The organism is Butyrivibrio sp., from assembly GCF_017635265.1.
Lineage (GTDB): Bacteria > Bacillota > Clostridia > Lachnospirales > Lachnospiraceae > Butyrivibrio.
In genome coordinates this window covers 25,734-51,436 of the sequence record NZ_JAGBLU010000025.1, presented here as the reverse complement: position 1 = coordinate 51,436, position 25,703 = coordinate 25,734, and the positions used below count along the sequence as shown (strand labels likewise).

23 protein-coding genes are annotated in these 25,703 nt (G+C 39.8%); 1 reads left to right on the top strand and 22 read right to left on the bottom strand.

Annotated elements, in window-relative coordinates; translation table 11 throughout:
- From J6O61_RS03340 to J6O61_RS03275, 14 genes are all read right to left on the bottom strand, one after another.
- Positions 1–254: transcription termination/antitermination NusG family protein (locus tag J6O61_RS03340; protein ID WP_292209575.1), on the bottom strand; the 254-nt coding region annotated here is incomplete at its 3' end.
- Positions 255–269: 15 nt separating this feature from the next.
- Positions 270–548: a preprotein translocase subunit SecE gene (secE, locus tag J6O61_RS03335; protein ID WP_330613716.1), complete on the bottom strand. Its 279-nt coding sequence runs from the start codon at positions 546–548 to the stop codon at positions 270–272.
- Between the two features lie 31 nt (positions 549–579).
- The gene (rpmG, locus tag J6O61_RS03330) at positions 580–729 is read right to left on the bottom strand and encodes a 50S ribosomal protein L33 (RefSeq protein ID WP_013281689.1); all 150 of its coding nucleotides are present in this window, start codon (positions 727–729) and stop codon (positions 580–582) included.
- Positions 730–864: 135 nt separating this feature from the next.
- Positions 865–1,911 (bottom strand): glycosyltransferase, encoded by a 1,047-nt coding sequence (locus tag J6O61_RS03325; protein ID WP_292209572.1) that lies wholly within the window; start codon positions 1,909–1,911, stop codon positions 865–867.
- Positions 1,908–3,812 carry a hypothetical protein gene (locus J6O61_RS03320; protein ID WP_292209570.1) on the bottom strand — a complete coding sequence of 635 codons (1,905 nt, stop codon included), beginning with the start codon at positions 3,810–3,812 and terminating at the stop codon, positions 1,908–1,910. Before J6O61_RS03320 ends, J6O61_RS03325 begins: the two co-directional genes overlap by 4 nt.
- Before the next feature lie 153 nt (positions 3,813–3,965).
- Positions 3,966–5,270: a flagellar filament capping protein FliD gene (fliD, locus tag J6O61_RS03315; protein ID WP_292209568.1), complete on the bottom strand. Its 1,305-nt coding sequence runs from the start codon at positions 5,268–5,270 to the stop codon at positions 3,966–3,968.
- A 180-nt stretch (positions 5,271–5,450) separates the two neighbouring features.
- Positions 5,451–6,653 carry a UDP-galactopyranose mutase gene (gene glf / locus J6O61_RS03310; RefSeq protein WP_292209566.1) on the bottom strand — a complete coding sequence of 401 codons (1,203 nt, stop codon included), beginning with the start codon at positions 6,651–6,653 and terminating at the stop codon, positions 5,451–5,453.
- Between the two features lie 86 nt (positions 6,654–6,739).
- Positions 6,740–7,075: a hypothetical protein gene (locus tag J6O61_RS03305; RefSeq protein ID WP_022774658.1), complete on the bottom strand. Its 336-nt coding sequence runs from the start codon at positions 7,073–7,075 to the stop codon at positions 6,740–6,742.
- 370 nt (positions 7,076–7,445) lie between these two features.
- Positions 7,446–8,183, bottom strand: a complete 738-nt coding sequence (locus J6O61_RS03300; protein WP_292209563.1) for a hypothetical protein — start codon at positions 8,181–8,183, stop codon at positions 7,446–7,448.
- A gap of 6 nt (positions 8,184–8,189) precedes the next feature.
- Complete coding sequence (locus J6O61_RS03295) at positions 8,190–9,731, bottom strand: glycosyltransferase (protein WP_292209561.1); 1,542 nt, start codon at positions 9,729–9,731, stop codon at positions 8,190–8,192.
- 15 nt (positions 9,732–9,746) lie between these two features.
- Positions 9,747–10,658, bottom strand: a complete 912-nt coding sequence (locus J6O61_RS03290; RefSeq protein ID WP_292209558.1) for an NAD-dependent epimerase/dehydratase family protein — start codon at positions 10,656–10,658, stop codon at positions 9,747–9,749.
- The gene (gene rfbH, locus J6O61_RS03285) at positions 10,655–12,010 is read right to left on the bottom strand and encodes a lipopolysaccharide biosynthesis protein RfbH (protein ID WP_442861690.1); all 1,356 of its coding nucleotides are present in this window, start codon (positions 12,008–12,010) and stop codon (positions 10,655–10,657) included. Before rfbH ends, J6O61_RS03290 begins: the two co-directional genes overlap by 4 nt.
- Positions 12,000–13,040: a CDP-glucose 4,6-dehydratase gene (rfbG, locus tag J6O61_RS03280; RefSeq protein ID WP_292209553.1), complete on the bottom strand. Its 1,041-nt coding sequence runs from the start codon at positions 13,038–13,040 to the stop codon at positions 12,000–12,002. The genes rfbH and rfbG overlap by 11 nt, the downstream gene beginning before the upstream one ends.
- Positions 13,034–14,062: a glycosyltransferase gene (locus J6O61_RS03275; RefSeq protein ID WP_292209551.1), complete on the bottom strand. Its 1,029-nt coding sequence runs from the start codon at positions 14,060–14,062 to the stop codon at positions 13,034–13,036. Before J6O61_RS03275 ends, rfbG begins: the two co-directional genes overlap by 7 nt.
- Before the next feature lie 128 nt (positions 14,063–14,190).
- Between J6O61_RS03275 and J6O61_RS03270 the strand changes: the two genes are divergently transcribed.
- Positions 14,191–15,333, top strand: a complete 1,143-nt coding sequence (locus J6O61_RS03270) for a hypothetical protein (protein ID WP_292209549.1) — start codon at positions 14,191–14,193, stop codon at positions 15,331–15,333.
- 6 nt (positions 15,334–15,339) lie between these two features.
- Here the strand turns inward: J6O61_RS03270 and J6O61_RS03265 are convergent, their stop codons facing one another.
- From J6O61_RS03265 to ptb, 8 genes are all read right to left on the bottom strand, one after another.
- On the bottom strand, positions 15,340–16,422 hold the full coding sequence (locus tag J6O61_RS03265; RefSeq protein ID WP_292209547.1) for a hypothetical protein: 1,083 nt from the start codon (positions 16,420–16,422) through the stop codon (positions 15,340–15,342).
- A complete protein-coding gene (locus tag J6O61_RS03260) occupies positions 16,415–17,539 on the bottom strand; it encodes a DUF58 domain-containing protein (RefSeq protein ID WP_292209544.1) in 1,125 nt (374 codons plus the stop codon). Before J6O61_RS03260 ends, J6O61_RS03265 begins: the two co-directional genes overlap by 8 nt.
- Positions 17,539–18,477: an AAA family ATPase gene (locus J6O61_RS03255; protein ID WP_292209541.1), complete on the bottom strand. Its 939-nt coding sequence runs from the start codon at positions 18,475–18,477 to the stop codon at positions 17,539–17,541. The genes J6O61_RS03260 and J6O61_RS03255 overlap by 1 nt, the downstream gene beginning before the upstream one ends.
- Positions 18,478–18,510: 33 nt before the next feature.
- Entirely contained in the window at positions 18,511–19,593 is a 1,083-nt protein-coding gene (locus J6O61_RS03250; RefSeq protein ID WP_292209539.1) for a GGDEF domain-containing protein, read from the bottom strand.
- Positions 19,594–19,697: 104 nt separating this feature from the next.
- On the bottom strand, positions 19,698–20,840 hold the full coding sequence (gene prfB, locus J6O61_RS03245; protein ID WP_292209538.1) for a peptide chain release factor 2: 1,143 nt from the start codon (positions 20,838–20,840) through the stop codon (positions 19,698–19,700).
- 20 nt (positions 20,841–20,860) lie between these two features.
- Positions 20,861–23,425, bottom strand: coding sequence for a preprotein translocase subunit SecA (secA, locus tag J6O61_RS03240; protein ID WP_292209536.1), 2,565 nt, complete (start codon positions 23,423–23,425; stop codon positions 20,861–20,863).
- 178 nt (positions 23,426–23,603) lie between these two features.
- Positions 23,604–24,668 carry a butyrate kinase gene (gene buk / locus J6O61_RS03235; protein WP_330613715.1) on the bottom strand — a complete coding sequence of 355 codons (1,065 nt, stop codon included), beginning with the start codon at positions 24,666–24,668 and terminating at the stop codon, positions 23,604–23,606.
- A 2-nt stretch (positions 24,669–24,670) separates the two neighbouring features.
- Complete coding sequence (gene ptb, locus J6O61_RS03230; protein ID WP_292209534.1) at positions 24,671–25,597, bottom strand: phosphate butyryltransferase; 927 nt, start codon at positions 25,595–25,597, stop codon at positions 24,671–24,673.
- Positions 25,598–25,703 lie beyond the last annotated feature (106 nt).

Genomic DNA, 25,703 nt, shown 5'->3' with positions numbered 1-25,703 from the left:
TTCTTAACTTCAACAACATCCTGCAGAGGAACTCTAACCTCAAAAATCTGATTCTCAAGATGCCTATTAATAATAGCGCTCTCAAGATTAGCCTTTACTTTGTTCTCATATCCGGAATATGTATGAACAACATACCAATGAGCATTCTCATTGACAGGCTCAGCAACAGGTGCTTCTACTTCTTCACCAACAGGAGCTTCAGCATTTGTTAACTGCTCATCAGATTCAAAAGACTTTTCCATTTCTTCTGACATATTATCTCCTTTAAATTAGAATATAGATGTTATGAAATTCATACCATATTCAAACGCATAGTCTAAGACAGCAATAAGAGCACAGCATATGATTGAAACAACAACAACTGCAGTTGTCTGCTTAATCACATCGTCCTTGGTCGGCCAGATAATCTTGCCGAACTCTGCCTTAACTCCGGAAAAGAAATCTGAAATCTTGCCAGCCAATACTGCAATCTTGGATTTCTTTGCTTTCCTGGCAGAAGAGGTCTTAGTCTGCTCAGACTTGTTATCTACTACCTTGGTCTCTTCCATACCCGTAGTCTCCCTCCTAATAAGGATGAAATTACTTTGTTTCTTTATGCAAAGTATGCTTCTTGCAGAATGGGCAGTACTTCTTCATCTCAACACGATCAGGATGTGTCTTCTTATCCTTGGTTGTGTCATAGTTACGATTCTTGCAATCTGTACATGCTAATGTAATTCTTGTACGCATAATCTCACCTCCGGCGTGTTCTAAATATCTTAACTTTGCGCCTTTTATCATCATTTTTTTGCATAAAAAAAAGACGTAAATCTTTAGTCGCTTGTCTAATATATCATAGTAACTAATCTTAGTCAATTACTTTTTTTATTTATAGACAACTTCCCTTTGCACTATAAAACTAAGTAAAAACAGCAGGCAATCAACCGGCACCTTTACAACTATCTCCGGCAAGCCGCTAAACAGTCCATGTCCTACCGTCACAAACAGACCACTTAGAAGCATTATGCAAACTGCCAGTAAAAAATATTTGACCGCAGCCATAGCCGTATCGCCCTTGCCCTTAAATACAATTTTGTAATTTATAAGGAAATTATACACTGCAGAAATAACTCTTGCCAATATTGTTGCCACCATGATATAGCCTATGGCCAGCGGAACATTTCTGAATACCGCACAAAATATGCTGAACATTACCATATCAACAACGCTCGACGATAATGACGAAAACAAAAACTTAAGAAAAATTGCATAAATCCTTACAGAGTCCACAATCGGATTAAAATGACTTGATTTGTTTTCTTCTAAATAAATAGTTCTTATCGGAACCTCTATTATTTTTATTCCCTGATCCTTTGTTGCTATAAGCATATTAGTTTCAAATTCGAATCTTTCTCCATCCTCAGTCAAAAGATATCTCATAAAATCAGGTCCGATTCCACGAAGCCCGGTTTGCGTATCTGTTATGGCTATTCCAACAAGAAGCTTCATAATTCTTCTTGTGACCTTATTGCCAAACACAGATCTGGCAGGGATTCCGCTCTCATCAAAATTTCTCACTCCAAGAACAAGAGTGTCAGGATTCCTTAAAAGAACATCAATACACTTCCTGATATCTTCCAAAGTATGCTGTCCATCAGAGTCTGCGGTAATAACCCCTTTAAGATCCTCATACCTGTTCAGACAATAGTTAAAAGCCGTCTTAAGAGCTCTGCCCTTTCCCATGTTGACAGCATGTTCCAGCACAACTGCCCCGTTTTCTCTGACCTTAGAAAAAATTCCTCCGAACTTATCTTTATCAGAGCCATCATTTACAACAACGATTGGCTTAAGTTCTGCTCTATTAAGTTCTTCCACAAGCTTTACCAGTTTTTCATCTGGTTCATAAGCCGGAATTATTATTGGTATATTCATATTGAAGTAAGCTCTACTCCTCCATCGGTAATCTCTATCTTATAGACTGTGCAGGCTTTAAATTCAGCCCCATCCTTGACCAGCGGTCCAAAAAGACCTGCTATCACACCATCCGCATCCTCCACATATATATAAGAGGCATGGCTTGTAAGTATCTTTTGCACCATATCATCAGATGTTTCCTGCTCAGCAAGGTATCCATCATAAACAAGGGCAACGGGAGATGCTTCTTTACTGATATAAGCATCATGAACCCAGGTATATGTATGTCCGTCTCTCATAACAAGCACTCGTTTTCCCCAAAGGCCTTTCTCATTTACGACGGTATTCACCAGAATTCTTCCCTCATCACCAACCATATCATAACAGTAATTTGCGATTTCCTCTACATTTTTCCTATAGCCCCACAAATGCTTATATGCACCTGAATAATCGGCAGTCAAAAGAATAAATAAAATAAATGCTGTTCCAAGTCTCTTTCTAGTTTTGAATGACAGTTTTCCACAATTGTCATAAAAAATCCCCATCAAAAGATAAAATCCGCCTAACGCAAAAGGGCATGCATATCTGGCAATTGATACCGCCATGGCATATGCATCAAGATACTGATCTTCAGTCTGAAATATAGAAATATGTGCAAGGAATATAATTCCATAGCACAGCACCCCTGAAATCAAAAGAAATACAGACAATCTCCTGCTTTTATCCGCTGTAATAACATTATTTTTTCTCAGCAATAAAAGAAATACAGCCAGAAAAAGTACTGCTGCCCCTGTTGAAATGTCAAATGTAACATTGGAATCCGCATGCATAGGCATTGTCAAAAAGCCCTCAATAAAATATCCCGCTTTTTCCAATGTATTCTGAGGTGCCGTATATGTTCCGGATGTAGCCATTCTCAGCCCTGCTCCGGTAAGCTTTGCCACTCTCCTGTTTATAAAACAAAAAAGCAGCCAGCTTCCGTAAAATCCTCCGGATACAAAAACCGGAATGAGTATTTTCCGATTCTTTTTCCCATATATAAAGTAAAAAAACAAAGCAAATACCGCCCACTCAATTCCCACAGACTTAGTCAAAAAAAGGACAGACGAATACAGCGCAATACGCAGGTAATAAAAGAACTCACTCTCAACGTTCTGCTGACTTATTGCCAAAAGCAACGCACCATAGATAATTCCCGTCGTAATATCCGCAGGAGTTCCGTAATAAATGATTCCATTAAATACTCCCGGCAACAGAGCTATCGCTGCAAAACAAACCACAGATGCCTGGTATCTTTTCAAGCTTTTCAGTCCACAGCCATCATTTATCCACTCTTGGGCCATGCCCGCAAGCGGCATAAGGAATACCATATTAAGCGCAAAATAACCGGCAAACTGCAAACTCTCATTATAGTTTTGAGCATTTATCTGCAAAAAGAGCCATTTAAAAATCGAGGTTACAGGCGGATAATCGCCAAACTCAGGAGAAACATTGCCATACTTTCCCGGGAAACCATTAAGAAAATAGAGCTGTTTGGCATCAGATGACCAAAAATTTATATCATCCCACCACGAAAAAATTTCTTCCCTAGTCAACACACTCACAACAGCTACGCTGATTACAAGCATAATAAATGTCGGATTCAACAAATATTTAGTATATTTTTTTATCCGGGTATCAGCTTCTCCCGATGCACCGATGCTCTTTTGTCTCAAAAGCGGTAACAAAAAAATTGCACCGGCAAGCACAATCGATACCACTCCTATAAGCTTCATTCCTCTAAAAAACGCTAAAACATAAAGCAACAGAATAATCGTCGCCCCGGAAACCGCAATTCCATCTCCGATATTTACCTTATATTTTTCAGCAGCAGCTATACCAATAAGCAGCATTGCTGTGATTGTTACCACAAATATCATGCATTTTTACCTCACTCATGCATTATACACGATACATCCGTCTCCCACAAATATAATACCTGCACGCAAAGAAGCGGCACACATATAACGCGTGCCGCTTCTATATATTATTTCAAGTCACCTTCCTGCAGAAAAGGTAACTTAAGCGCATTCTCAGCAATAATTATTAAACATCATTCCCGAGTATTCGCTTGTAATATATGGAGATGCTGTATTGTCCTTGCTGTCAGGATTCTTGTAATTGACTACAGGTCTGTCAACATATTTCATAGGATCAACCGCTATTTCTTTTGCTTTGCTTATAAGCGCATCAGTAAAGCTTTTTATGGGAGAAAGCATTTCATCATTCTGAAGTCCGGCTACTGCCTGTCTCAACATCTCATCATCTATTGAGATTGTTCCATTGCCTTCAAGTTTTATTCCCATATCTTCAATACCTGACATGTACTGCCTTGCAATGGCGATTGCTTCGCTCTTTAGTTTGTCACTCTTAAACTTTTCATCCTGCTTGCCGGAAGCATCAAGTACGAAGCTGTTGTAATTATCAACCAAAGACGCGATATGCTTTACAAGCGCCTCGTTATCCCTTTTTACTCCGACATTTATAGGAGAGGATGTAATATCTTTTATCTGAATATCAAATTTGCCGCCAACCGTAAAGTGATTGGATATAGCCATTCGATCTTCACCGTTCAAGGTAAAGTGCGCATTAGTTGCCGGTGACGAAATCTTATCAAGACCATAGGCTTCAACCGAACCGGTTGAAAGTTCCCCGCTGGATTCATAAATTTCAAACTGGCTGTTTTCTCCGGCCTTTATACCTGTATGAGTACTTGAAATCTGAAGTGCAGCCCTGTCAGTTCCATCCTCAACGATTTCCGCTCTAAGACCTATTCCCGCCCTGTTTACAAGTTTTTCGAGTTTCTGCAGAACATCTATATTCTTGTCCGACCTATAAATACTGAATTGGAATTCGTACTCCTGTCTGTCAATTTTTACATCAAATGCATAGTTATCCGGCGCAAGAAGCGATGATGAATCCTTGGATACATAACGCCCTGTATTGATTTGTCCCGTTGCAAGCTGGGAAATCTCAATATCAAATCCTGCACTGCCAACATCATCATCCGGTGTTTTACCTATATAAGCTGCATTGACCTTATCATCATCACTTGTATATGCAGAAGTATGATTAAGCGAGGATTTATCTTCCTGATTACTTAATCCAAAAATATTACCCTGAAGTAGTCTTGCCCTTTCTTTTATATCAATCGCATCATTGCGGCTGGTATCATCATCCGTCAGCAAGTAAAGAGGGGACTTTTTATTGATTTTCGCAATAGACTTATACACATCCCGAAGCTCATCCTTACGATGGGCATCAGCCTGTGTCACATCTTTAGATACATAATCCTGTATGAAATGGTTATAAACACCATTCAAAGAAACGCCTGCCATATGTAGCCCCTCCTTTCTTCCGTGATAACGTACGAGTCCTTTCCTCTGCCATTCCTTTGGCATCTATCGCACGAGGGCACATCTAGCCACCTTTAGTTACTTATATATTCACCTAAAAATGCAAATAAGTCAATAAAGATATTCAAAATAAAAATTAAAAAAATATAAATTATTGTTAAGTTACACCTGTTCCGAAACCATGTCGAGAGCTGCCCTGACCACTTGATCCATATTGTAATATTTGTACTGACCAAGTCTGCCGCCAAATAGGATATCGTCATATTCAGAAGCCATTTCAGTATATTGTGAAAAGAGCTTATTATTCTTTTCATCATTCATTGGATAATACGGCTCATCGCCGTGCTTCCAATTGGCAGGATACTCCCTTGTTACAATAGTTCCCTTTCCTGTACCATATTCAAAATGCTTATGTTCAATGATACGTGTATAAGGAATATCTCTTTCTGTATAATTAACAACTGCATTTCCCTGATAGTTGTCAACATCAGGAAGTTCCTCAGTTTCAAATCTAAGTGATCTGTACTCAAGAGTTCCGAGCTTATATCCAAAAAACTCATCAATCATTCCTGTGAAAAGAATTTTATCAAAACTGTCACCATTTACTGACTCAAAAGGTTTAGCAGGAACATTTCCATTCATCTTGACAAAATCGTAATAGTCCGTATCTGTCTTTACCGTAATACTGCCTGAAACAAACGGCAACTCCCCATCCTGTCCGATCAAAAGAAGTTTGCTGACAAGAGCTGTGTAGCCTCCTATCGGAATTCCCTGATATCTGTCATTGAAGTAATTGTTGTCATAGATATATCTCATAGGAAGCCTCTTAATAATAAAGGCCGGAAGATCTTTGCAATCTCTTCCCCACTGCTTCTCAGTATAGCCCTTTACAAGCTTCTCATAAATATCTCTTCCCGCCAGTGAAAGAGCCTGTTCCTCAAGATTGTCAGCCACAAACTCTGTAGTTCCCTTTTCTCTGTTCATTCGCTCAATTTCTTCACCGGCCTGTTTTTCTATAATAGCCTTAGCTTCTGCAGGAGTCTTGATTCCCCACATCTTACTAAACGTATTCATATTAAAAGGAAGATTGTAGAGTTCATCCTTATATGATGCTACAGGGCAGTTGATATAGTTGTTAAACTCGGCAAATCTGTTGACATACTCCCATACTTCTTTATCAGACGTGTGAAAAATGTGCGCTCCATATTTATGCACATTTATTCCCATTTTACTCTCAGTATATATATTGCCTGCAATGTGGTTACGCCTGTCTATTACAAGAATATTTTTTCCTTTCACTGCCATTTCATGTGCGAATACTGCTCCAAAAAGCCCCGCACCGACTACCAGATAATCATATTTCATATAGACCTCCAAAAAAACACAATAAAAAAACTCGCAGACTTAATTATATCAAATCTGCGAGCTTTTTAATATCGTTATTAAATTAATCAGTCAGCCTGGTACTTGTCAAGCTGTGAAAAATCTCCCATCATATCAAGGATTTTCTTACGTCCAGCCTTGTTAAGCTTAACGTACTGCTGCATAACACGATTTTCAACAATCTTCTTGCCAAGGTCTGTACCCTGCTCAAGTGTTGAAAAATCAACCGGATTCAAGTTAAGACGATCACACATTTTAATAACTGTACCGTAAGCCATACCTTCGATTCCCCTATCAAGTGCTGTAACAAGTGTGCTATATGGAATAGACATATCTATTGCGAACTGTCTGACACTCTTATACTGCTGTAAGATTTCTCTTTTTAAAATTTCTGCCTTTGTCATGTCATACCTCCTATTTATTTTTCATCTTGTGAATATTCATTCTTTTGGCAAAGTAAAGTCTACCACATTAACGTTTTTTCGTCATTCACTTTTTGAGGGAATTTTCTAATAAATTTTTATCAAGATTGACGACTGTTTTTTGGCATTTTAACGAAAATACATATGATAACAAGAATTTGCGAAAGTGTTCACACTTTTTTCACAATTCATTGTTACAATAATCACTTTTTTACGTCAATCTAACATTATCGCACTTTCGTTTACCGCAGGAATTATTTGAACAATTGACGAAAAAACAAACAGCACCGAAGTGCTGTTTTTCATCATAAAATATGTGTAATTATGTTTTGAGATTATAACTGATTTCCTTCTAGCCCTTTATTGAATCTATCCGATTGGTCAAATATACCATAACTTCATTGTAGATATCTTTCGGAATACTATAAATTTTATGAACATTTCCCTCACATTGAACGTCTACAGCGCCCATTTTACGCCTAACTGAGACGATATTAATATAATCTGTAATGTCAGGCTTGTTCATATTGTCAGGAGAAAACTCAATCCTATCACCATATATCTTAAGTTTTCCCTCCAAAAGTCCACTTGTTGCCACTATGTCATAGTCCGGTTCATCTTCTCCCAAAAGCATTCTGAAACCTTTTTCGCCGGTTTCAGAAACCATAATCGGCTGCGATAGTTCTTCAGCATCTATTTCCTGAGAAGTGTGACCGTTTGAAGTTCCTTCAACAGGAGCAAAACCGGTCTCAATAAGCCCGGTCAGAGTATTATAATAAGACTTCACTTCAAAATCAGAATCAATTAGAATCTGAATTACTTTACTCCTTACGCCACATCTGAATTTAAATGTATGAAATCCGCCATTTATGCTAAAAAGGACTCCATTTCCCGGTTTGGCTTCATAAAGAATTCTTTCATCAACAAATACCAGCATATTACCGGGCAGGTTCTCTCTTTGCCCCACACTAAAAACACGAATAAGAAACTGCTTATCATCATCAAACAGTTTATTCCCGCATATAGGACAAAAATTCAGTTTCCCGCTAATCTTATCATTTAATATCTGCTTGCAATTATTACAACGCATCTATCGTCATTCTACTCCTTCTAAAGATTCCTCATCTATAATGATACCATTTGATTTAATAAATTGTGAAGCCCTCACCTTACAGACATCTCTCCTGTCTATGAGCGCCACATCAAAAGAATGATCTTTCCACGGAAGTCTGGCCAAATTCAGATCTCCCCAGGCAACATCATCGGCAATATTTTGAGCAATGCTTGCTTCAAATGCAGTCCTGCAAACCCCTGCCACGTAAATATCGGGATAGACATGCTTCAGATAAGATGCTGTGGCTCCAAAGCCACAGGTAAAATCAATGACTCTTAAAGGTTCTTTTTTCTCTTTGTATATATCTCCTACAGCCCTACATGCCTCATCCCATTGAAGGCTGTATTTCCAGACATCAAATCCCCACTTGTCAATAAACTTTTGACGGCCCGTTTCCATGGCATCGCTGTGGCCCTCAAATCCTCCTCCGCCATGATGGTAAATAAAACTGTTGTCGCAGACATACTGTCTAAAGCCCGCTCTTGCCAGTCTGATTCCCAAATCATCATCCTCAAAATACCCCGGTGAAAAAAGTCCGTCAAAAACTTCCCTGTCAGCCGACACCGTATCCAAAGCTTCTTTTGAAACCATCAAAGCAAAGCCTGTAAGCCTGAACTTTCTTATATAAGAATTACGTTTCGGAATACTGTTATCTTTTGAATACCTTTTAAAAATTTCAAAGCTTTCATCAAGAGGAATATTTTTATGCCACAAATTCGTCAGCTTACACCGGGCATATTTTTCAAAATCAGATGGTTCGATTTCCTGAAGAGATGCGCTATTTGATAAAGCAGACACTGCCCCCACATTTTTGTCATCATATAGCCCCATACGCAAAAAGAACACGGAATTTTTCATCAACACAGCATCATTATTAAGAAAGAGAATATCTCTGTCCGGATCACAGTTTTTTGCCCCAAGGTTACATCCAAGCGGAAATCCAAGATTTTCGCTGCTCTCAATAAGTTTAAATACATATTGAGCAGTATCCTTTTTATCTCTGAGAAACACACATGTTTCTTCATCAGTGGAGCTATTATCCACTACCACCACCTCTGTGTCATCCATCGGACATGTTGTTTCAATACTCTCGATGCATTTTTCCAGTAACTTGGAATCATTATAGGAAAGTACCATGATGCTTAAGCTTTTTACTCTAAATGCCGCATCCTTTTTAAGCTCAAAAAGCATATCTTTGATAACTGCAGCATCCTCAGGCTCATTACAATACAATAGTGCCTGCTGCACACAAAGATATGCTTTGTTTACATTTATATCCCTATAATAAATTCCCAGCATGTAAAAAAGCTCGTAGTTATCAGGCTCATACCTGATTCCTCTTGCTATAGCGTCAAATTCAGCGCAGCTATCCCCAAGAGCTTCCCACAAAGAAGCTTCAAGAAGGCAAAGTTTTGCTGCTTCCTGATCGTTTTTTTCGCCAATATGAAAGAACTCCTCCTGAAATTCAAAGAGTGCCTCTTTGTAATCTCCGTCTGAAATCAGTTCCTGAAGTCTTTCGTACATGCCTCACCCTACAGCTTAAAAATACTTTTCTATTGAATCCGTAAATGAAGCCCTAACCTCAAATCCGGTGTCGTCTACAAGTTTTTTTACTGATGGTTTAAAAGAAACATATGGTTTTGGATCATCCCCAAAATGTAAAAGCTTTTCATCTGCCTTTAAATAAAGGGCAGCCTCTTTTACAAATTCCTTAAGCGGCTTGTAAATACCACTGGCAATATTGTAAGCTTCGCCGTTTCTGCCTTTTTCGCCAAGGAGCCTTATTGCCCTTGCAGCATCAAAAGCATCCATATAATCCCAGTACTGCCTGCAAGAGCTAAGATAAACTTCCTCACCATTTCTTAGCTTTCTGACAAGATCCGGCAGCATTCTGCCTTCCGGCTCATACTTTCCAATAAGACTGAATATCCTGCCCCACACAAAATGTATTTCGGACAATTTTGCTTTATTCTTAAGGAGATAAAAAGCTGCTGCCTTGGCTGATCCATAGGCAGAAAACGGTTCCGGTAAAGCTTGCTCATAAAGCTCAGCTTCATCACTTTTTTCACCGTACTCTGCCTGAGAGCCTATACCCACGAAGCAAATGCTTTTTGCTTTGCCCACAAGGCTTATTGCACTATCCATAAACTTTAATGCACCGTCAATATTTTTAAGCTGTGCATCAAAGTCATCTCTTTGTCCGCCCCATGACAAGTGGAAAAAAATAATCTCTTTTCCACATACATCTTCAGGCTCCAACAAGGACGCTATCTTGTCATAATCATCCATGTCAACAAAACGAATTTTAAGTCTATCGTTTTCCTTAAATCTGTCATTGTGAGAGGAACCGGCTCTTCCTATGGCATAAACAACATAGTTATTATCTAAAAGATGCTCCACAAGGTTGGCTCCGGCAAAACCAAAAGCTCCACTTACAACTGCGGTCTTCATACGGATCTTCCAAGGGCTTTTTTAATAACCCCTGCCATAAATTTAATCTTTTTCTCGTTCATTCCGGGATAAACTCCAACCCAAAATGCATTATTCATTACTCTGTCTGTCACATCAAGAGAGCCCACTACCCTATAGTCCTCGCCTTCTTTGTACTCAGCAAAGCAAGGGTGCTTTATGATATTTCCGGAGAAAAGAAGTCTTGTCTGAATGTTGTTATCTTCAAGAGCTTTTGTAATGTCATTTCTTGAAACACCGACATTTTCTTTTACACACATAATAAATCCAAACCATGAAGGATTGGAATTGTCTGCTGCCTCAGGAAGAATAAGAAGATCGCTGACACATTCAAGTTCTTTTCTAAGAATATCCCAGTTATTTCTACGCGCTTTTGCAAAAGAAATAAGCTTATCAAGCTGAGCACAGCCAACCGCAGCCTGCATATCTGTTGCCTTTAGATTATAGCCAAGATGACTGTAAACATATTTGTGGTCATAACCCACAGGAAGCTCTCCAAACTTTCCGTCAAACCTGTGTCCGCAGAAGTTGTCCTTTCCGGGAGGACATACACAGTCTCTTCCCCAGTCACGGTAGCTTCTTACAAGTCTGTGCAAAAGGCCATTGTTCGTATATACACAGCCGCCCTCGCCCATTGTAATGTGGTGCGGAGGATAAAAGCTTGATGTTCCAATATCACCCCAGGTTCCCGTAAATCTGGTTTCCCCGTTTATTTCATACTCAGAGCCCAAAGCATCGCAGTTGTCCTCAATAAGCCAAAGCTCATGCTTATCGCAAAACTCTCTTACACTCTTTAGATCAAATGGATTTCCAAGGGTATGTGCGATCATTACAGCCTTTGTCTTTTCGCTCAAAGCTTCTTCAAGCTTTGTCACATCAATGTTATATTGAGGAATTGTAACATCCACAAATACAGGTACTGCGCCATACTGAATAACCGGTGCAATGGTTGTAGGGAATCCGCAGGCAACTGTTATGACTTCATCACCTCTTTTTACCCTTCTCTCTCCAAGCTCAGGTGCTGTAAGAGCCATAAAAGCAATAAGATTGGCTGATGATCCGCTGTTTACAAGGCTTACTCCCTTTACTCCCAAAAGCTCACCAAATCTCTTTTCAAATTCATCGGTATATCTTCCTGCCGTGAGCCAAAAATCAAGGGATGAATCCACAAGGTTCTTAACTTCCTTCTCATCAAATACTCTTCCTGAATATGGGATTCTGTCACCTTCGTTAAAATCAGAATTATCTACCTTCAAAAATTTATCGTAATAATCTGCCACAAGTTCCAGAATTTTCTCTCTGGCAGCTTTTTCAGCTTCTTTGTTAATCATCAAAATGCTCCTTAATTTCTTTTTCCATAATTTCTACTGCTCGCCCCTCTAAATAGCCCTTAGTCCATTCAACAGTCTTTTCAATAGCCATGTTGATATCCCACTTAGGCACCCATCCTAATTTACTCTTTATTTTGGAACAGTCAAGCTTTAAATAGTTTGCCTCATGAGGACCACCATCAGGTTTTATTTCAATTTCCGGCTCTCCGTATTTTTCCCTGAATAACCTTGCTATTTTAATCGTAGTTACAGCATCTGCATCATTGGGTCCAACATTATAAAATCCTGCAAACTTCGGATCTTCATACTGTTTTTCTGCAATCAAAAGATAAGCAGACAAAGCCTCAAGTACATGCTGATAAGGCCTGGTAGAGTCAGGATTTCTTAAAGTGATCTTTTGTCCGCTTCTGCAGGCACGAACCAGATCAGGAACAATCCTGTCCTTGGCAAAATCGCCGCCGCCAATGACATTGCCGGCTCTGGCAGTCGATGTTGCAATCTGTAAATCCCCAAAAAATGAATTTATATAAGAATGAGTTACCAGTTCTGAGCAGGACTTACTGTTGGAGTAGGGATCATAGCCATCAAGCTTTTCATCCTCTCTGTAACCCCATTCCCACTCATTATTCTGATAAACCTTGTCTGTGGTAATATTAAGAAAAGATTTGACAGTTCCGGACATTCTTACGCATTCACATACATTCACCGTCCCCATGACATTTGTTTCATAAGTGTAACGCGGTCTTTCGTATGAGTCCCTGACCAAAGGCTGCGCAGCAAGATGAAACACGATCTCAGGCTTTGCCTCGTCAAAAAATTTCTTTAAACTGTCATAGTCCCTGATATCTCCAAAAAATGACTCAATGCTCTCATCCACTTTAGAAATATCGAATAAGTTTTCATCTCCTTCAGGAGGTAAAGAATAGCCATATACTTGGGCTCCCGCTAAACTTAAAATTTTAGTAAGCCAGCTGCCTTTAAAGCCCGTATGGCCGGTGATAAGCACCCTTTTTCCCTTGTAAAAATCTAACATTCCTCTTCCTTTTTTGATTCCAAGGCCTCTTTTTCATAGTCAGCAGCCACTTCATCATTGCCTAAAGCTCTGTAGCACTTTGCAATCGCAAGCCTTGGAAGTTCTTTTGATTTTTGAATATCCAGTATACTTTCGCACTCGTACGCTGCATTATAATACCACACTATAGCCTCATCATAGTCCCCTTTTTCATAATAAAAATCGCCAAGTTCATAACACATCTCGCTGGACATTTCGGTTATTGCGACTTTAAGAGCATATTTCAAAAGAGTTGCCGCATCATTCTCAATAACTGCTATATGCGCCAAAATACAGCTTCCTTCCTTAATCTCATCAAGGCTTCTATTGGTATCTTTCAGCGATTCTTCAAAAAAAGTTTTTGCTTTTAAAAAGTCTTCATCCCTTCCTGCCATCATCAGCTCTCTGGCATACATGCCATAAAGACGTCTGGATATATATTTTCCGTCCAAAATCGCCTTTCTAAAGGAATCAAGATCTCTGGCTGCATGATTTTCACCGGGATTATGAATGATCTCTATTTCCGAATTGACAATAACAGGATCCAAAACAACCTGTTCATGGATAGGATCTTCCCAGACAAAATATCTCACTCTTTTAAACAGCTTAGGTCTAAGCTCCCGGTCATAGTTGTACACCGTGCGAAAAGACAACTGGTTACAATAGTACATCTGCACGATATCAATATCAAGCTCTTCCAAATCTCTTTTCAGCTGAATAAATCTGTCCCTGTTTGCCTCATCCAGCTCCTCGTCAGCATCAGCAGTGTATATATAGTCACAAGTAGCCTTGGAAAAAGAGAAATTCCTTGCTTCACTAAAATCACCGGTCCACTTAAAATCAAAGATTTTAGCTCCAAACCTCGCTGCTATTTCTTTTGTCTTGTCTGTTGAGCCGGTATCAACCACAATCATCTCATCTACCAGACCTTTTAAACTATTCAAACACTTTTCGAGACAGCTTTCTTCATTTTTCACTATCATACAGAGACTGATCGTAACCATACTATACCCCCTAAATATGCGATATTATTATAATAATCGTAACGTTTTATAGTATATTTTTCAATATCCTTTACCTTGAAACAAACATAATGTAAACTAGAAGAAGTTTTGAAAAGGACATATTTCCAATGAATAAAACATTTTTACATAAAACATTAAGCCTGATTACCGCATTATCACTGCTGACAGGATGCAATATACAGGATGCAGACGGCATTTTGGCTGATGATACTTCCAATGATCCGGCATCTGCTGCCTCAACAACTCTTACTCCTGCAACCCCTTTTACAGGAGACACATACATTATGGAATCAAGCCTGACTTCAGTAGGTCAGGAACTGGCAGATGCAGAAGATGACGGTGACATAGAAGATGCCATAGCAGGCATAGAGATTGTACAAAACTATGACACCACCCTTAGTGTTCCAACATACATCACCAGACAGGACGATACATGGTTCATAGTAGATTGTTATCACAACAGAGTAATTTACTCAGATGAACTTAATGCCCCGCTTGATGAATGGTACATTATGTCCGGCGATGCCACGCAGCCTCACACAATAGCAAGTGACGGCTCCGTATATATGATTGACGACACAGAAAACAACAGGGTTCTGATTTACGAGAAGGTTAATGATAAATTCATCCATACTCAGACCTTCTACGATATCGGAAACAGGCCTCACTACACTGTCTACAACGAAGTTACCGATACTTTCTACGTGTGGAGTTCTACTACAGGTGAGCTTTACTGCTTCAGGCATACTGCTGATTCCACCAGAATGTATTTAACAGATATACGCAGAATTGACGAGCTTAACGGTATTTATGTCCGCTCTTTTTCCATTATAGATGGTTATATTTACTTTGTTTCGGGAGTCTCCGACACAGATTCTGCAGGTGCTTCCAACATTTTAATGTGCGACCTTGATACTTTAGATGTAAAAGAAAAGTACACCGTTCCCGCAGAAGTTGCCGGAATGGTGCAGATTTCCAAAATTCAGGACTACTATTATATTTCAGTTTCAACAGACACGACAGGCTCTCAGGATTATGCAACTATCATAAAGACTGCATCGCTTTCTGATTTAAGCCAGGGAAAATATGAAGACATTTATTCTGAGTGTTTCATAGGCGGCGGAACTCCATATTATATATCAAATGTTGAAGACACTTTTTTCCTTACAGAGCACAGGTTAAAAGACCACTCAATCTGGTCATTTAAGGTAACTGATAATCAAATCACAGATGTTACATCAATTTTTTAGGAACTGTCACTTTACAGCTTTTTTCATAAGCCTTAAATCTTCAGCGGTTATCTGATGCTTGCTATATCTGGCCTTTTCATAAATATTTATGGCCGCAGACACCTTTCCTTTTGATGTTTTTTCAAGTTCGCTGGGCGTCTGACATTGCTTTACATCAGGGTAACCGCTTCCGTTTTTTATATACTTTCTAAACGCAAGCCTTATTCTGCCTTCATTGCTAAGCCTCATCTGAAGAAATGATTCATTTCTCTTGACGTCCCTTCCATTTTCCTTATGATCAAAGGGGCTTAAATACTCTACTTTATCCCTTAACAATTTATCTTTCAGGACATTCTTTGAATTTTTAAGAGCTTTGTAAAACCCAAATATCCATCTGATGAAAGCGACAATTACCACAATCACAACAGCTGCAGCAAGCACCCAGTATAGTATTTCCCACAAGCTGTGCCATATGGAATTATCTTCATAATCCTCCGGTAAAAGGCTCTGCCGCTGTCCAAAGCTGTAGCTTTCCTGAAGCGGCACATATTCTTCCTGCTCTTTAAATTTAAAAAATCCAAAAAGCCATCTGAAAAACCTGAATGTAACATATTTGATAGCAGAAACTATCTCTTTTCCATAGTCCAACAATGAGCAAATGAACATTGACACGGCTACAGTCAGAGCAGATATACCCATCATTCGTCCATTATTCTTTTTTACTAAATCATAAGGAACACTTGAACCATCTTTAAAAGGAGCCATCGCATCAAGAATCTGTCTGGCATTGTAATAAAAAACAGCAAGAATTGCCCAAACAGCCTCTCCTGCAAGGACTATGATCACTCCCTGTTGTATTTTGGCAATTCTGCAAAAAACATAGAGAGCTATAAAGAAAAACGCCTCCGATATCTCCGGATAAAAAACAAGTATACCTCTGATTCTTTCCAGCACAAGGGTAATGATCACCAAAACAAAAGTGATACACAAAAAGACAATGACCACTTCTTTTTTCACGCCAAGACCAATTGACATAATCCCCAGCACGTTAAGGCTCAGCAATATGACTATGTTGTTTATTATCCTTAAGACCTCTATCCTCTTATTCATGTGTAACCACTTTGAAATCTATCCTTGGATTTGCAGGCCCATCCTGCTTCATATCCTTTGTTAACGGGCACAGCCACAAAAGCTTCCCTGCTTTATCCGCCAAAAGATCTGCGGTTTTTAGGGAGTCATCCCCTCTTGTGGTAGAAATATAACAAAATGTTGTATTTCCGATATCACTTCCTGCCAACTCCCCCTCTACTATAGCCGCCATGGAATTAGGAGTTATTTTTTCAAGATCTATCCTTGCAAGAGCCCTTTTGATGCTGGAAACATGCAACATTGAGGATCCGGCCAACAATCTTATGTTTTCTCCTGTCACCTTATCTCTTCCGTTGGTCAAAAGAGATACAGGTACATTTTCCTCAATAAATCTGACTGCCAAAGACATTGTCAGCCTTATACAGTCCTCTAAAAGCTCACTTTCGAACAATATGCCCGGCTCATCCACATTTAAAATAAACTTAACTTCCTGAGAAGATGTGTGATCATGCAGGTTAACCTTCAGATCACCAGTCCTGGCCGTTGCCTTCCAATTCACCATATTTTGCGGATCTGCCTGCGAATAATCTCTGATACCGCGAAATGTAAAATTGTCTTCATACAAAAAACGCTTTGAAAGCACATCTCCCATAAGCTGCCTGAAAGGCACTTCTATCTTCCCTGCCGAAAGAAACAAAGGGTAAACATAGATATTCGTGTGCTGTTCAAAGGTGTTATATCTGATATCAGGGCTAAAAAAATCTGACGCTTTGAGAGAAGTTTTTAAGATGCTGTAGTATCCTCTTCTTTCACAGTCAAAATCTATTACCCTTGTTATCTTTTCATATAATCCCAGACTGAATACATCAGTCACATTGACTCTGTCTGAAACAGACGAATTGGTTTCTGCTCCGAACAAAAGCCCCTTATCAGTCTGGAAGCTGACCTGCAAAATATGAAGCGGCAAAAAGTTTCTGTTTGTAATAACTTCCTGCAAATGAGCCTTTTCTCCCTCATTTACAGCCTCCTCCACAAAATCAAGTCTGGCCATAAGCCCCTTGTCCCAATAATTGCCAAAGAGCCATTTCTCAAAGCTGTATAACGCAAAAATAACTATCGGTATAAGTATAATAGGCATCAGAAGACCTCAGTCGGCACAGAAATTTCATCAAGAATACTCTGAATTATTCCGCTTGCATCTGCATTTATCCCATAACCTGAAGCAAGTATAAGTCTATGGGCCAGTACAGGAATTGCAAGCCTTTTAACATCCTCAGGAACCACATAGTCCCTGCCCTCAGCATAAGCTAAAACCTTGGCGCAATTAAGAAGAGCAAGACTTCCTCTTGTGCTCACTCCGGAAGCAACATCCCTTCTGTTTCTCGTAGCCATGATAATATCCACAATATAGTCCCTGATATGTGGATGAACAGAAACTTTCATAGCTTCATTGTGCATATCTTCAATCTCTTTTAAAGTGACAACCGCACTTAATTTTTCCAAAGTTTTTGAACTGCTGCCGCCATCAAATCTCTCAAGGATCTTCAATTCTTCATCTCTGTCCGGAAAACCAACAGAAAGCTTCATAAGAAACCTGTCAAGCTGAGCCTCCGGAAGAGGGAATGTTCCACTGGTCTCAACAGGATTCTGTGTCGCTATAACAAAGAAAGGTCTCTCAAGTTCTCTGGTAGCACCATCGATTGTCACCTGTTTCTCTTCCATACACTCAAGAAGTCCTGCCTGAGTTCTGGGAGTTGCCCTGTTTATCTCATCAGCCAAAAGGATGTTGCAAAAAACCGGCCCCTTGTTAAAAACAAATTCTCCCTTGGACATCTGATATACATTAAGTCCTGTAATATCAGACGGGAGAAGATCCGGCGTAAACTGAATTCTTTTAAATGTACCATCAACTGTCCTGGCCAAAGACTTTGCAAGCACGGTCTTACCTGTACCGGGCACATCCTCTAAAAGCACATGTCCCCCGGCAATCATTGCCACCACAGTTAAAAGAACTGTCTCATCCTTTCCAACTATGACCTTTGAAATATTTTCCTGTATATCCTTGATGTTTCCCATAAGCTGCCTTCTTCATCCGGTTATATTTATAATTTATACCACAACTACCTTGTTTCTTCCTGTATTTTTGGCCTTATACAATGCTGAATCCACATTCTGTATACTCTTTGCAAAATCACCTGTATACTTGGAAACACCAACCGACACAGTAAAAGGTACAGGCGTATCTGTAGCAGCCTCTATGTCACGCCTGAACTGCTCCATTCTTGCACAGGCATTGTTCACATCGCAATTCTTGAAAATAATGATAAATTCCTCACCGCCAAACCTGATAACATAATCATCATCATGGGTTTCAGTGGATAATTTTTTACCTATGTATAAAAGAGTAAGGTCACCGGTATAATGTCCGTGTTCGTCATTGACCTGTTTAAAGAAATCAATATCAAGCATCGCAATAGCAATCGGGCCTGTAACATCCACAAAAGCGTTTTTGGTAACAATCTTTTCAAGAAGATGCCTGTTGTAAACCTGTGTCAAAGGATCTGTTACCATTGCCAGTTCAAGTTTTTGTCCAACTCTGTAGTGATCAAGATAATACAGTGTCAAAAGAATATGTGAACAAACAACCGCAAGTCCAACCGGAACCTGCAGAGCAAGTATTATGTCAAGATTGGGATAATGGTTAAAATTGTTGGTAATAAGGATCTCAAGAATAAAAATCACGCTGGACAGGAATGTGTATCTGGGCCTTGATACAAACCCAACTGTCAAAAACACCACATTCATGATTATGAATCCCTCACTGGCATGGACCTTGATATCCAGATGATAGATAGCCCACATGGTCGCAAGGACAATGCAATGTGCAAGAGCAAAATCAATAAACGTTATGATTCTGCTGTCGCGGACATAATTTATCAGGATCAAAAAAGCAGCCAATGCTATAAGTATAGAAAATCGTGGAATAAGTGTCGGTAAGAAAGTACCATTAAGCAGATAATCCGAAAAAATATAAGTTATTGAAAAAAATGCTCCTACCACTAGACTGATAGCAACATAATTCTGATAATAGTCACATTTAGACTGATAAAAATCCGACAGATCATCCTCGTTCATTGAGCGATAATCCTTGAATAGGCTCCAAAGTGCCTTCGCATTTTCGATAATTTTCATTGTCATAACTCCCCTAATACATTGTACTAGGAAAAAGCGAAATAAGGAAGAAATATTTTTTATGTAAAGTAAAAAGATGCGGCTTTTTAAACCGCACCTTTAAATCAGTCTTCAGAGGTATCTCCAACAGGTTTTCCACCTGTTGCAAGCCACTTAAGATATGCATTTATGAATGGATCGAGATCTCCGTCAAGTACACCGTCAGCATTTGAAGCCTTAAAACCTGTTCTGGTATCATTAACCATTGTGTATGGCTGAAGCACATAGGATCTGATCTGACTTCCCCAGGCATTATCCTTGACTTCGCCACGAATTCCGTCAAGTTTCGCAGCCTGCTCTTCCTGTTTCATGATGAAAAGTTTAGCTTTCAACATCTGCATGGCTTTGTCCTTGTTCTGGAACTGTGAACGCTCATTCTGGCAGGCAACAACAACACCTGTTGGAATATGTGTGATACGAACAGCTGATGAAGTCTTGTTGATATGCTGTCCGCCGGCACCACTTGAACGGTATGTATCTATTCTAAGATCATCGGGATTAATTTCTACATCTACATCTTCTTCTATATCAGGCATTACATCACATGACACGAAAGAAGTCTGTCTCTTGGCCTGAGCATTAAACGGGCTGATACGAACAAGTCTGTGAACGCCGTGTTCTGACTTTAAAAGTCCATAAGCATTTGTTCCTGAAATCTGGAAAGTAACTGACTTTATACCGGCTTCATCACCATCAAGAAGGTCAAGAACCTCTGTTGTAAAGCCCTTTCTTTCTGCCCATCTTGTGTACATACGATACAACATGCTTGCCCAGTCACAAGCCTCTGTTCCACCGGCTCCCGCATTTAATCTTAAAATTACATCATACTTATCATAAGGCTGATTAAGAAGATTACTGATACGGATATTTTCAAGTGTCTCTTCGAAATCATCAAGCTCCGATCTGATCTCGGCAGCCATATCATCATCATCCACACCTTCAGCATTCTGCATGTCTATAAGATCGATAATGTCACCATACTGTGAGTTAAGTCTCTCGATGTTTTCTACAAGATCCTGCATATTCTTAAGATCTTTTGTCTTTTTGTTAGCCTTTTCTGCATCATCCCAGAACCCCGGCTCTTCCATCTCACGACTAAGCTCTTCAATTATCTTTTTCTTAGACTCAAGGTCAAGAGAAGCAGTTACCTCTTTCAGCGTATCCTGCAGATTCTGAATCTCAACCTTCATCTGATCTAAAACTACCATATACTTACCTTTCTAATTACTTAAACTCTTCCATGACAATTCTTAAACTTTTTACCACTTCCGCACGGGCATGGATCATTAGGATAAACTTTAGCTTCAACTCTCTTAACAGGAGCCTTTGCCACTGAGTCATCCTTATTGGTTCCGGTAACCTTAGCCACCTGCTCACGCTCAACTCTCTCTTCGATGTGTACATGGAAAAGAAGTCTCACTGTATCTTCCTTGATATTTTTGGTCATATCATCAAACATCTCATAGCCTGCAAGCTTATACTCAAGCTTAGGGTCTCTCTGACCATAAGCCTGAAGTCCGACACCCTGACGAAGCTGATCCATATCATCGATATGATCCATCCACTTTCTATCAATAACCTTTAGAAGGATAACTCGCTCAATCTCACGAATAGTTTCAGGTTCAGGAAACTCTGCCTCTTTTGCCTCGTAGAGCTTAACAGCTTCTTCCTTAAGCTGCTGAAGAAGTCCTGCCTTTGTAAGAGTCTCGATACGACCTCTTGTAATCTTTTTAAGCGGAACAGTCGGAAGCAAAAGTTCATTAAGTTCAGCAAGATTCCAGTTATCAGGATCATTCTCTTCTCCTATAACTGTCTCTACCGCACCTTCAACAATATCTGTAATCATCTTGTAGATTGAATCCCTCATGGAATCCCCGTCAAGAACTTTCTTACGCTCCGCATAGATGATTTCTCTCTGTTCATTATTAACCTGATCGTACTCAAGAAGGTTCTTTCTGATTGCATAGTTGTTGGACTCAATCTTCTTCTGAGCAGACTCAATAGCCTTTGAAAGAGATGAATGCTCAATTTCCTGTCCATCAGGAATCTTAAGGGCATTGAACATTGAAATAAGTCTCTCTGAACCAAAGAGTCTCATAAGGTTATCCTCAAGTGAAAGATAGAACTTGGATTCACCGGGATCTCCCTGACGACCTGAACGACCACGGAGCTGATTATCAATACGTCTGCTCTCGTGTCTCTCTGTACCGATTATCTTAAGACCACCTGCTGCCCTTGACTCCTCGTCAAGCTTAATATCAGTACCACGGCCTGCCATATTAGTGGCAATTGTAACAGCGCCATGCTTACCGGCTTCAGCTACAATCTCAGCCTCCATCTCGTGGAACTTGGCATTAAGTACCTGATGCTGGATTCCTCTTTTTCTAAGGAGCTTACTAAGTTCCTCGGAAGACTCAATTGTAATAGTACCAACAAGTACAGGCTGACCTTTTGCATGTGCCTCTTCTACTGCATCACAGATGGCATTTAGCTTTTCTTTTTTGGTCTTATATACGGCATCCTGAAGATCCTTACGGATTACAGGTTCATTTGTAGGAATCTCAATAACGTCCATTCCGTATATATCACGGAATTCTCTCTCCTCTGTAAGAGCAGTACCTGTCATACCGCACTTCTTTTCAAACTTGTTAAAGAAGTTCTGGAAAGTGATTGTTGCAAGAGTCTTGGACTCTCTCTTAACTTTAACATGCTCTTTTGCCTCAATAGCCTGATGAAGACCATCCGAATAACGTCTTCCGGGCATTACACGACCTGTAAACTCATCGACAATAAGAACCTCATCATCCTTAACGATATAGTCGTGATCTCTCTGCATCAGATTGTTCGCACGAAGAGCAAGGATAATGTTATGCTGGATTTCAAGATTCTCCGGATCAGCAAGATTTTCTATTCTAAAGAATCTCTCAACCTTGGCAACACCCTGCGCAGTAAGATTTACAATCTTGTCTTTTTCATTGACGATAAAGTCACCGGTCTCTTCCCTCTCAACTCCCATGATGGCATCCATCTTGGTAAGTTCTTCCATATCCTCGCCTCTGGTCATCTGCTTGGCAAGAATATCGCATGCCTCGTAAAGCTTGGTAGACTTATCAGACTGACCTGAAATAATAAGAGGTGTGCGGGCCTCATCAATAAGGATTGAGTCAATCTCATCGATGATAGCGTAGTTAAGGCCACGGAGTACGCACTGCTCTTTATAGATAGCCATATTATCACGAAGATAATCAAAACCAAGTTCGTTGTTAGTAACATAAGTGATATCACAGTTATATGCTGCTCTTCTCTCTTCAGAACTCATGCTGTTTAATACAACACCTACAGAGAGACCAAGAAACTCATGAATCTTACCCATCCACTCAGCATCACGCTTAGCAAGGTAATCATTAACCGTAACAACATGAACTCCTTTTCCCTCAAGAGCATCAAGATATGACGGAAGTGTAGCAACAAGTGTCTTACCTTCACCGGTTCTCATCTCTGCGATTCGTCCCTGATGAAGAATCACACCACCAATAAGCTGAACTCTAAAGTGCTCCATTCCAAGAACACGTTTACCTGCTTCTCTGACTGTTGCATAAGCTTCAGGCATAATGTCATCAAGCGTTTCTCCATTAGCAAGTCGCTTTTTAAACTCTTCGGTTTTCCCCTTAAGCTCTTCATCTGAAAGCGCCTGCATCTTAGGTCTCAAAGCCTCAATAGCATCTACTGTACCACGGATTCTTTTTAACTCTCTTTCACTATGTGTACCAATAATCTTATCAATAATACTCATGTTCTATTCCTCATAAAAAAGGGTATAATAACCCAATATTTTAGCAAAAGTCCGTTGTACATTGTAGCAGATTTATGTTTGCTTTTCAATAACAAGCTCCTTCATACAAAAAGGCCCTAATATATCCCTCTCCAATAAAAAAGGTGCCGATCAAAAAACCGACACCCATAATAACCTATCAATATTCTTTAGCCTGTTCTTCACCGTTCATTACACGGATAGCCCCCTGTGCAAGAGCAAGAAGTTCATCTTCTCCGGGATATACAGTTACAGGACATATCCAATCAACTCTTTCCTTGATGGCATCGGTGATAACCTGTCCGTAAGCGATACCACCTGTAAGAATTATCTGATCAACCTTTCCCTTAAGAACTGTTGCGCAGGCTCCGATGTTCTTACAAATCTGATATACGAAAGCATCACGAACGAGAATTGCTTTTTCGTTGCCCTCATCACACATCTTGTTAACCTCTCTCATATCGTTGGTTCCAAGATATGCGTTAAGTCCGCCGCCTCCGACAATCTTCTTTTTCATCTCTTCATATGTGTACTTACCTGAGAAGCACATATCCACAAGAGCCTTGGCAGGAATTCCGTTTGCTCTTTCAGGTGAGAATGCGCCATCGCCATTAAGGGCTGCATACACATCTACCATCTTGCCGTTCTTATGAACGCCTGTAGATGTACCACCACCCATATGTACAACAATTACACTGATTTCATCATATTTTTTGCCAATCTCTTTTGCATATCTTCTGGCAACAGCCTTCTGATTAAGAGGATGGTCTATAGAAACACGTTCAATCTCAGGAACACCTGAAATACGGGCTACTGGCTCCATCTCATCAACTACTACGGGGTCAACAATATAAGAAGGAACTCCGATTTCATCACCAATCTCTCTTGCAAGGATTCCGCCGAGGTTAGAAGCGTGCTGCCCCTGAACACCTTTTTTAAGGTCCTCCAAAAGAGCATCTGTACACTCATATGTGCCTCCCGGAATAGGTCTTAAAAGTCCGCCTCTTCCTACGATAACGTTAAAAGACTTAATGTCGATACTTTCCTTTTTAAGAAAATCAAGAATAATATTTTTACGGAAATCTTTCTGATCAATAATGCTTGCAAACTGATTGATTTCCTCTGTGCTGTGTCTTAACGTTTCCTCTTTTACAAGAGTCTCATCCTCGAAAATACCAACTTTTGTAGAAGTAGAACCCGGATTAATAATTAAGCTTTTTATCATAATTATAAGATTCCTTTCTTTTTGTCTTCAGCTACTACTGCTGCAAGTGCAATTGAATTAACCTTTACTTCAACAGAATCAGATCTGGATGTAAGGATTACGGGAGCCTTAGTACCTGTGAGAATGTTACCGTTCTTAACTGTTGCAAGTCTTACGATAGTCTTGTATGTAAGGTTACCGGCATGAATGTCAGGGAAAAGAAGAATATCGGCATCGCCAACAATCTTTCTGTCAAGGGCTCCTGCCTTATGCTTGGCTGCCTCCGGATCAATAGCAAGATCCATTGAAAGAGGTCCGTCAACGATACAATTCTTGATCTCACCCTCTTCACACATTCTTGTAAGCTCTGCAGCCTCAACAGTAACAGGCATCTTGGGGTTAACAACTTCAACTGCTGCAAGAGGAGCAACCTTTGGACAATCTACGCCGCATGCTCTGGCAACATCTACTGTATATTCAATAATAACTTTTTTATCTTCAAGAGTCGGATATGGCATAAAAGCAACGTCTGTAAGGAACAGGAGACGATCAATGCCCGGAATCTCAAATACACAAACGTGGGAAAGAGGACGACCTGTACGAAGACCAACCTCCTTATCAAGCACACTCTTAAGGAAGTCTTTTGACTCAAGAGCACCCTTCATGTAAATATCCGCCTTGCCTGATGATACAAGTGAAACAGCTGTACGTGCAGCCTCAATAGTATCCTTAACATCAATGATCTCGTAGTCTGAAAGGTTCATTCCAACCTCTTTTGCCTTCTCCTCGATCAGCTCTTTGTCGCCAACAAGAACTGAATCTACAATTCCTCTCTCCTTAGCGATCTTAACAGCCTCCAGCACATGTGTGTCCTGTGCAACCGCAACAGACATCTTCTTGGTGCCGGCTGTCTTAAGTTTAGCAAGAATGTCGTCAAAGCTCTTACTCATTTTAATAAACCTCCATTTGTCTATAAGTAAAGAAAGTGTTAAACTTCGCCATATGACAAAAGTTTAACACTCCCTATAACTAATTTCAACGTCTTTATAAATATTT

What these genes read in the sequence shown, in the direction of transcription:
- secE (WP_330613716.1), bottom strand. Translation starts at nt 548, where the DNA reads ATGGAAGAGACCAAGGTAGTAGATAACAAGTCTGAGCAGACTAAGACC.
- rpmG (WP_013281689.1), bottom strand. Translation starts at nt 729, where the DNA reads ATGCGTACAAGAATTACATTAGCATGTACAGATTGCAAGAATCGTAAC.
- J6O61_RS03325 (WP_292209572.1), bottom strand. Translation starts at nt 1,911, where the DNA reads ATGAATATACCAATAATAATTCCGGCTTATGAACCAGATGAAAAACTG.
- J6O61_RS03320 (WP_292209570.1), bottom strand. Translation starts at nt 3,812, where the DNA reads ATGATATTTGTGGTAACAATCACAGCAATGCTGCTTATTGGTATAGCT.
- fliD (WP_292209568.1), bottom strand. Translation starts at nt 5,270, where the DNA reads ATGGCAGGCGTTTCTTTGAATGGTGTTTATAACCATTTCATACAGGAT.
- glf (WP_292209566.1), bottom strand. Translation starts at nt 6,653, where the DNA reads ATGAAATATGATTATCTGGTAGTCGGTGCGGGGCTTTTTGGAGCAGTA.
- J6O61_RS03305 (WP_022774658.1), bottom strand. Translation starts at nt 7,075, where the DNA reads ATGACAAAGGCAGAAATTTTAAAAAGAGAAATCTTACAGCAGTATAAG.
- J6O61_RS03300 (WP_292209563.1), bottom strand. Translation starts at nt 8,183, where the DNA reads ATGCGTTGTAATAATTGCAAGCAGATATTAAATGATAAGATTAGCGGG.
- J6O61_RS03295 (WP_292209561.1), bottom strand. Translation starts at nt 9,731, where the DNA reads ATGTACGAAAGACTTCAGGAACTGATTTCAGACGGAGATTACAAAGAG.
- J6O61_RS03290 (WP_292209558.1), bottom strand. Translation starts at nt 10,658, where the DNA reads ATGAAGACCGCAGTTGTAAGTGGAGCTTTTGGTTTTGCCGGAGCCAAC.
- rfbG (WP_292209553.1), bottom strand. Translation starts at nt 13,040, where the DNA reads ATGTTAGATTTTTACAAGGGAAAAAGGGTGCTTATCACCGGCCATACG.
- J6O61_RS03275 (WP_292209551.1), bottom strand. Translation starts at nt 14,062, where the DNA reads ATGGTTACGATCAGTCTCTGTATGATAGTGAAAAATGAAGAAAGCTGT.
- J6O61_RS03270 (WP_292209549.1), top strand. Translation starts at nt 14,191, where the DNA reads ATGAATAAAACATTTTTACATAAAACATTAAGCCTGATTACCGCATTA.
- J6O61_RS03265 (WP_292209547.1), bottom strand. Translation starts at nt 16,422, where the DNA reads ATGAATAAGAGGATAGAGGTCTTAAGGATAATAAACAACATAGTCATA.
- J6O61_RS03260 (WP_292209544.1), bottom strand. Translation starts at nt 17,539, where the DNA reads ATGCCTATTATACTTATACCGATAGTTATTTTTGCGTTATACAGCTTT.
- J6O61_RS03255 (WP_292209541.1), bottom strand. Translation starts at nt 18,477, where the DNA reads ATGGGAAACATCAAGGATATACAGGAAAATATTTCAAAGGTCATAGTT.
- J6O61_RS03250 (WP_292209539.1), bottom strand. Translation starts at nt 19,593, where the DNA reads ATGAAAATTATCGAAAATGCGAAGGCACTTTGGAGCCTATTCAAGGAT.
- prfB (WP_292209538.1), bottom strand. Translation starts at nt 20,840, where the DNA reads ATGGTAGTTTTAGATCAGATGAAGGTTGAGATTCAGAATCTGCAGGAT.
- secA (WP_292209536.1), bottom strand. Translation starts at nt 23,425, where the DNA reads ATGAGTATTATTGATAAGATTATTGGTACACATAGTGAAAGAGAGTTA.
- buk (WP_330613715.1), bottom strand. Translation starts at nt 24,668, where the DNA reads ATGATAAAAAGCTTAATTATTAATCCGGGTTCTACTTCTACAAAAGTT.
- ptb (WP_292209534.1), bottom strand. Translation starts at nt 25,597, where the DNA reads ATGAGTAAGAGCTTTGACGACATTCTTGCTAAACTTAAGACAGCCGGC.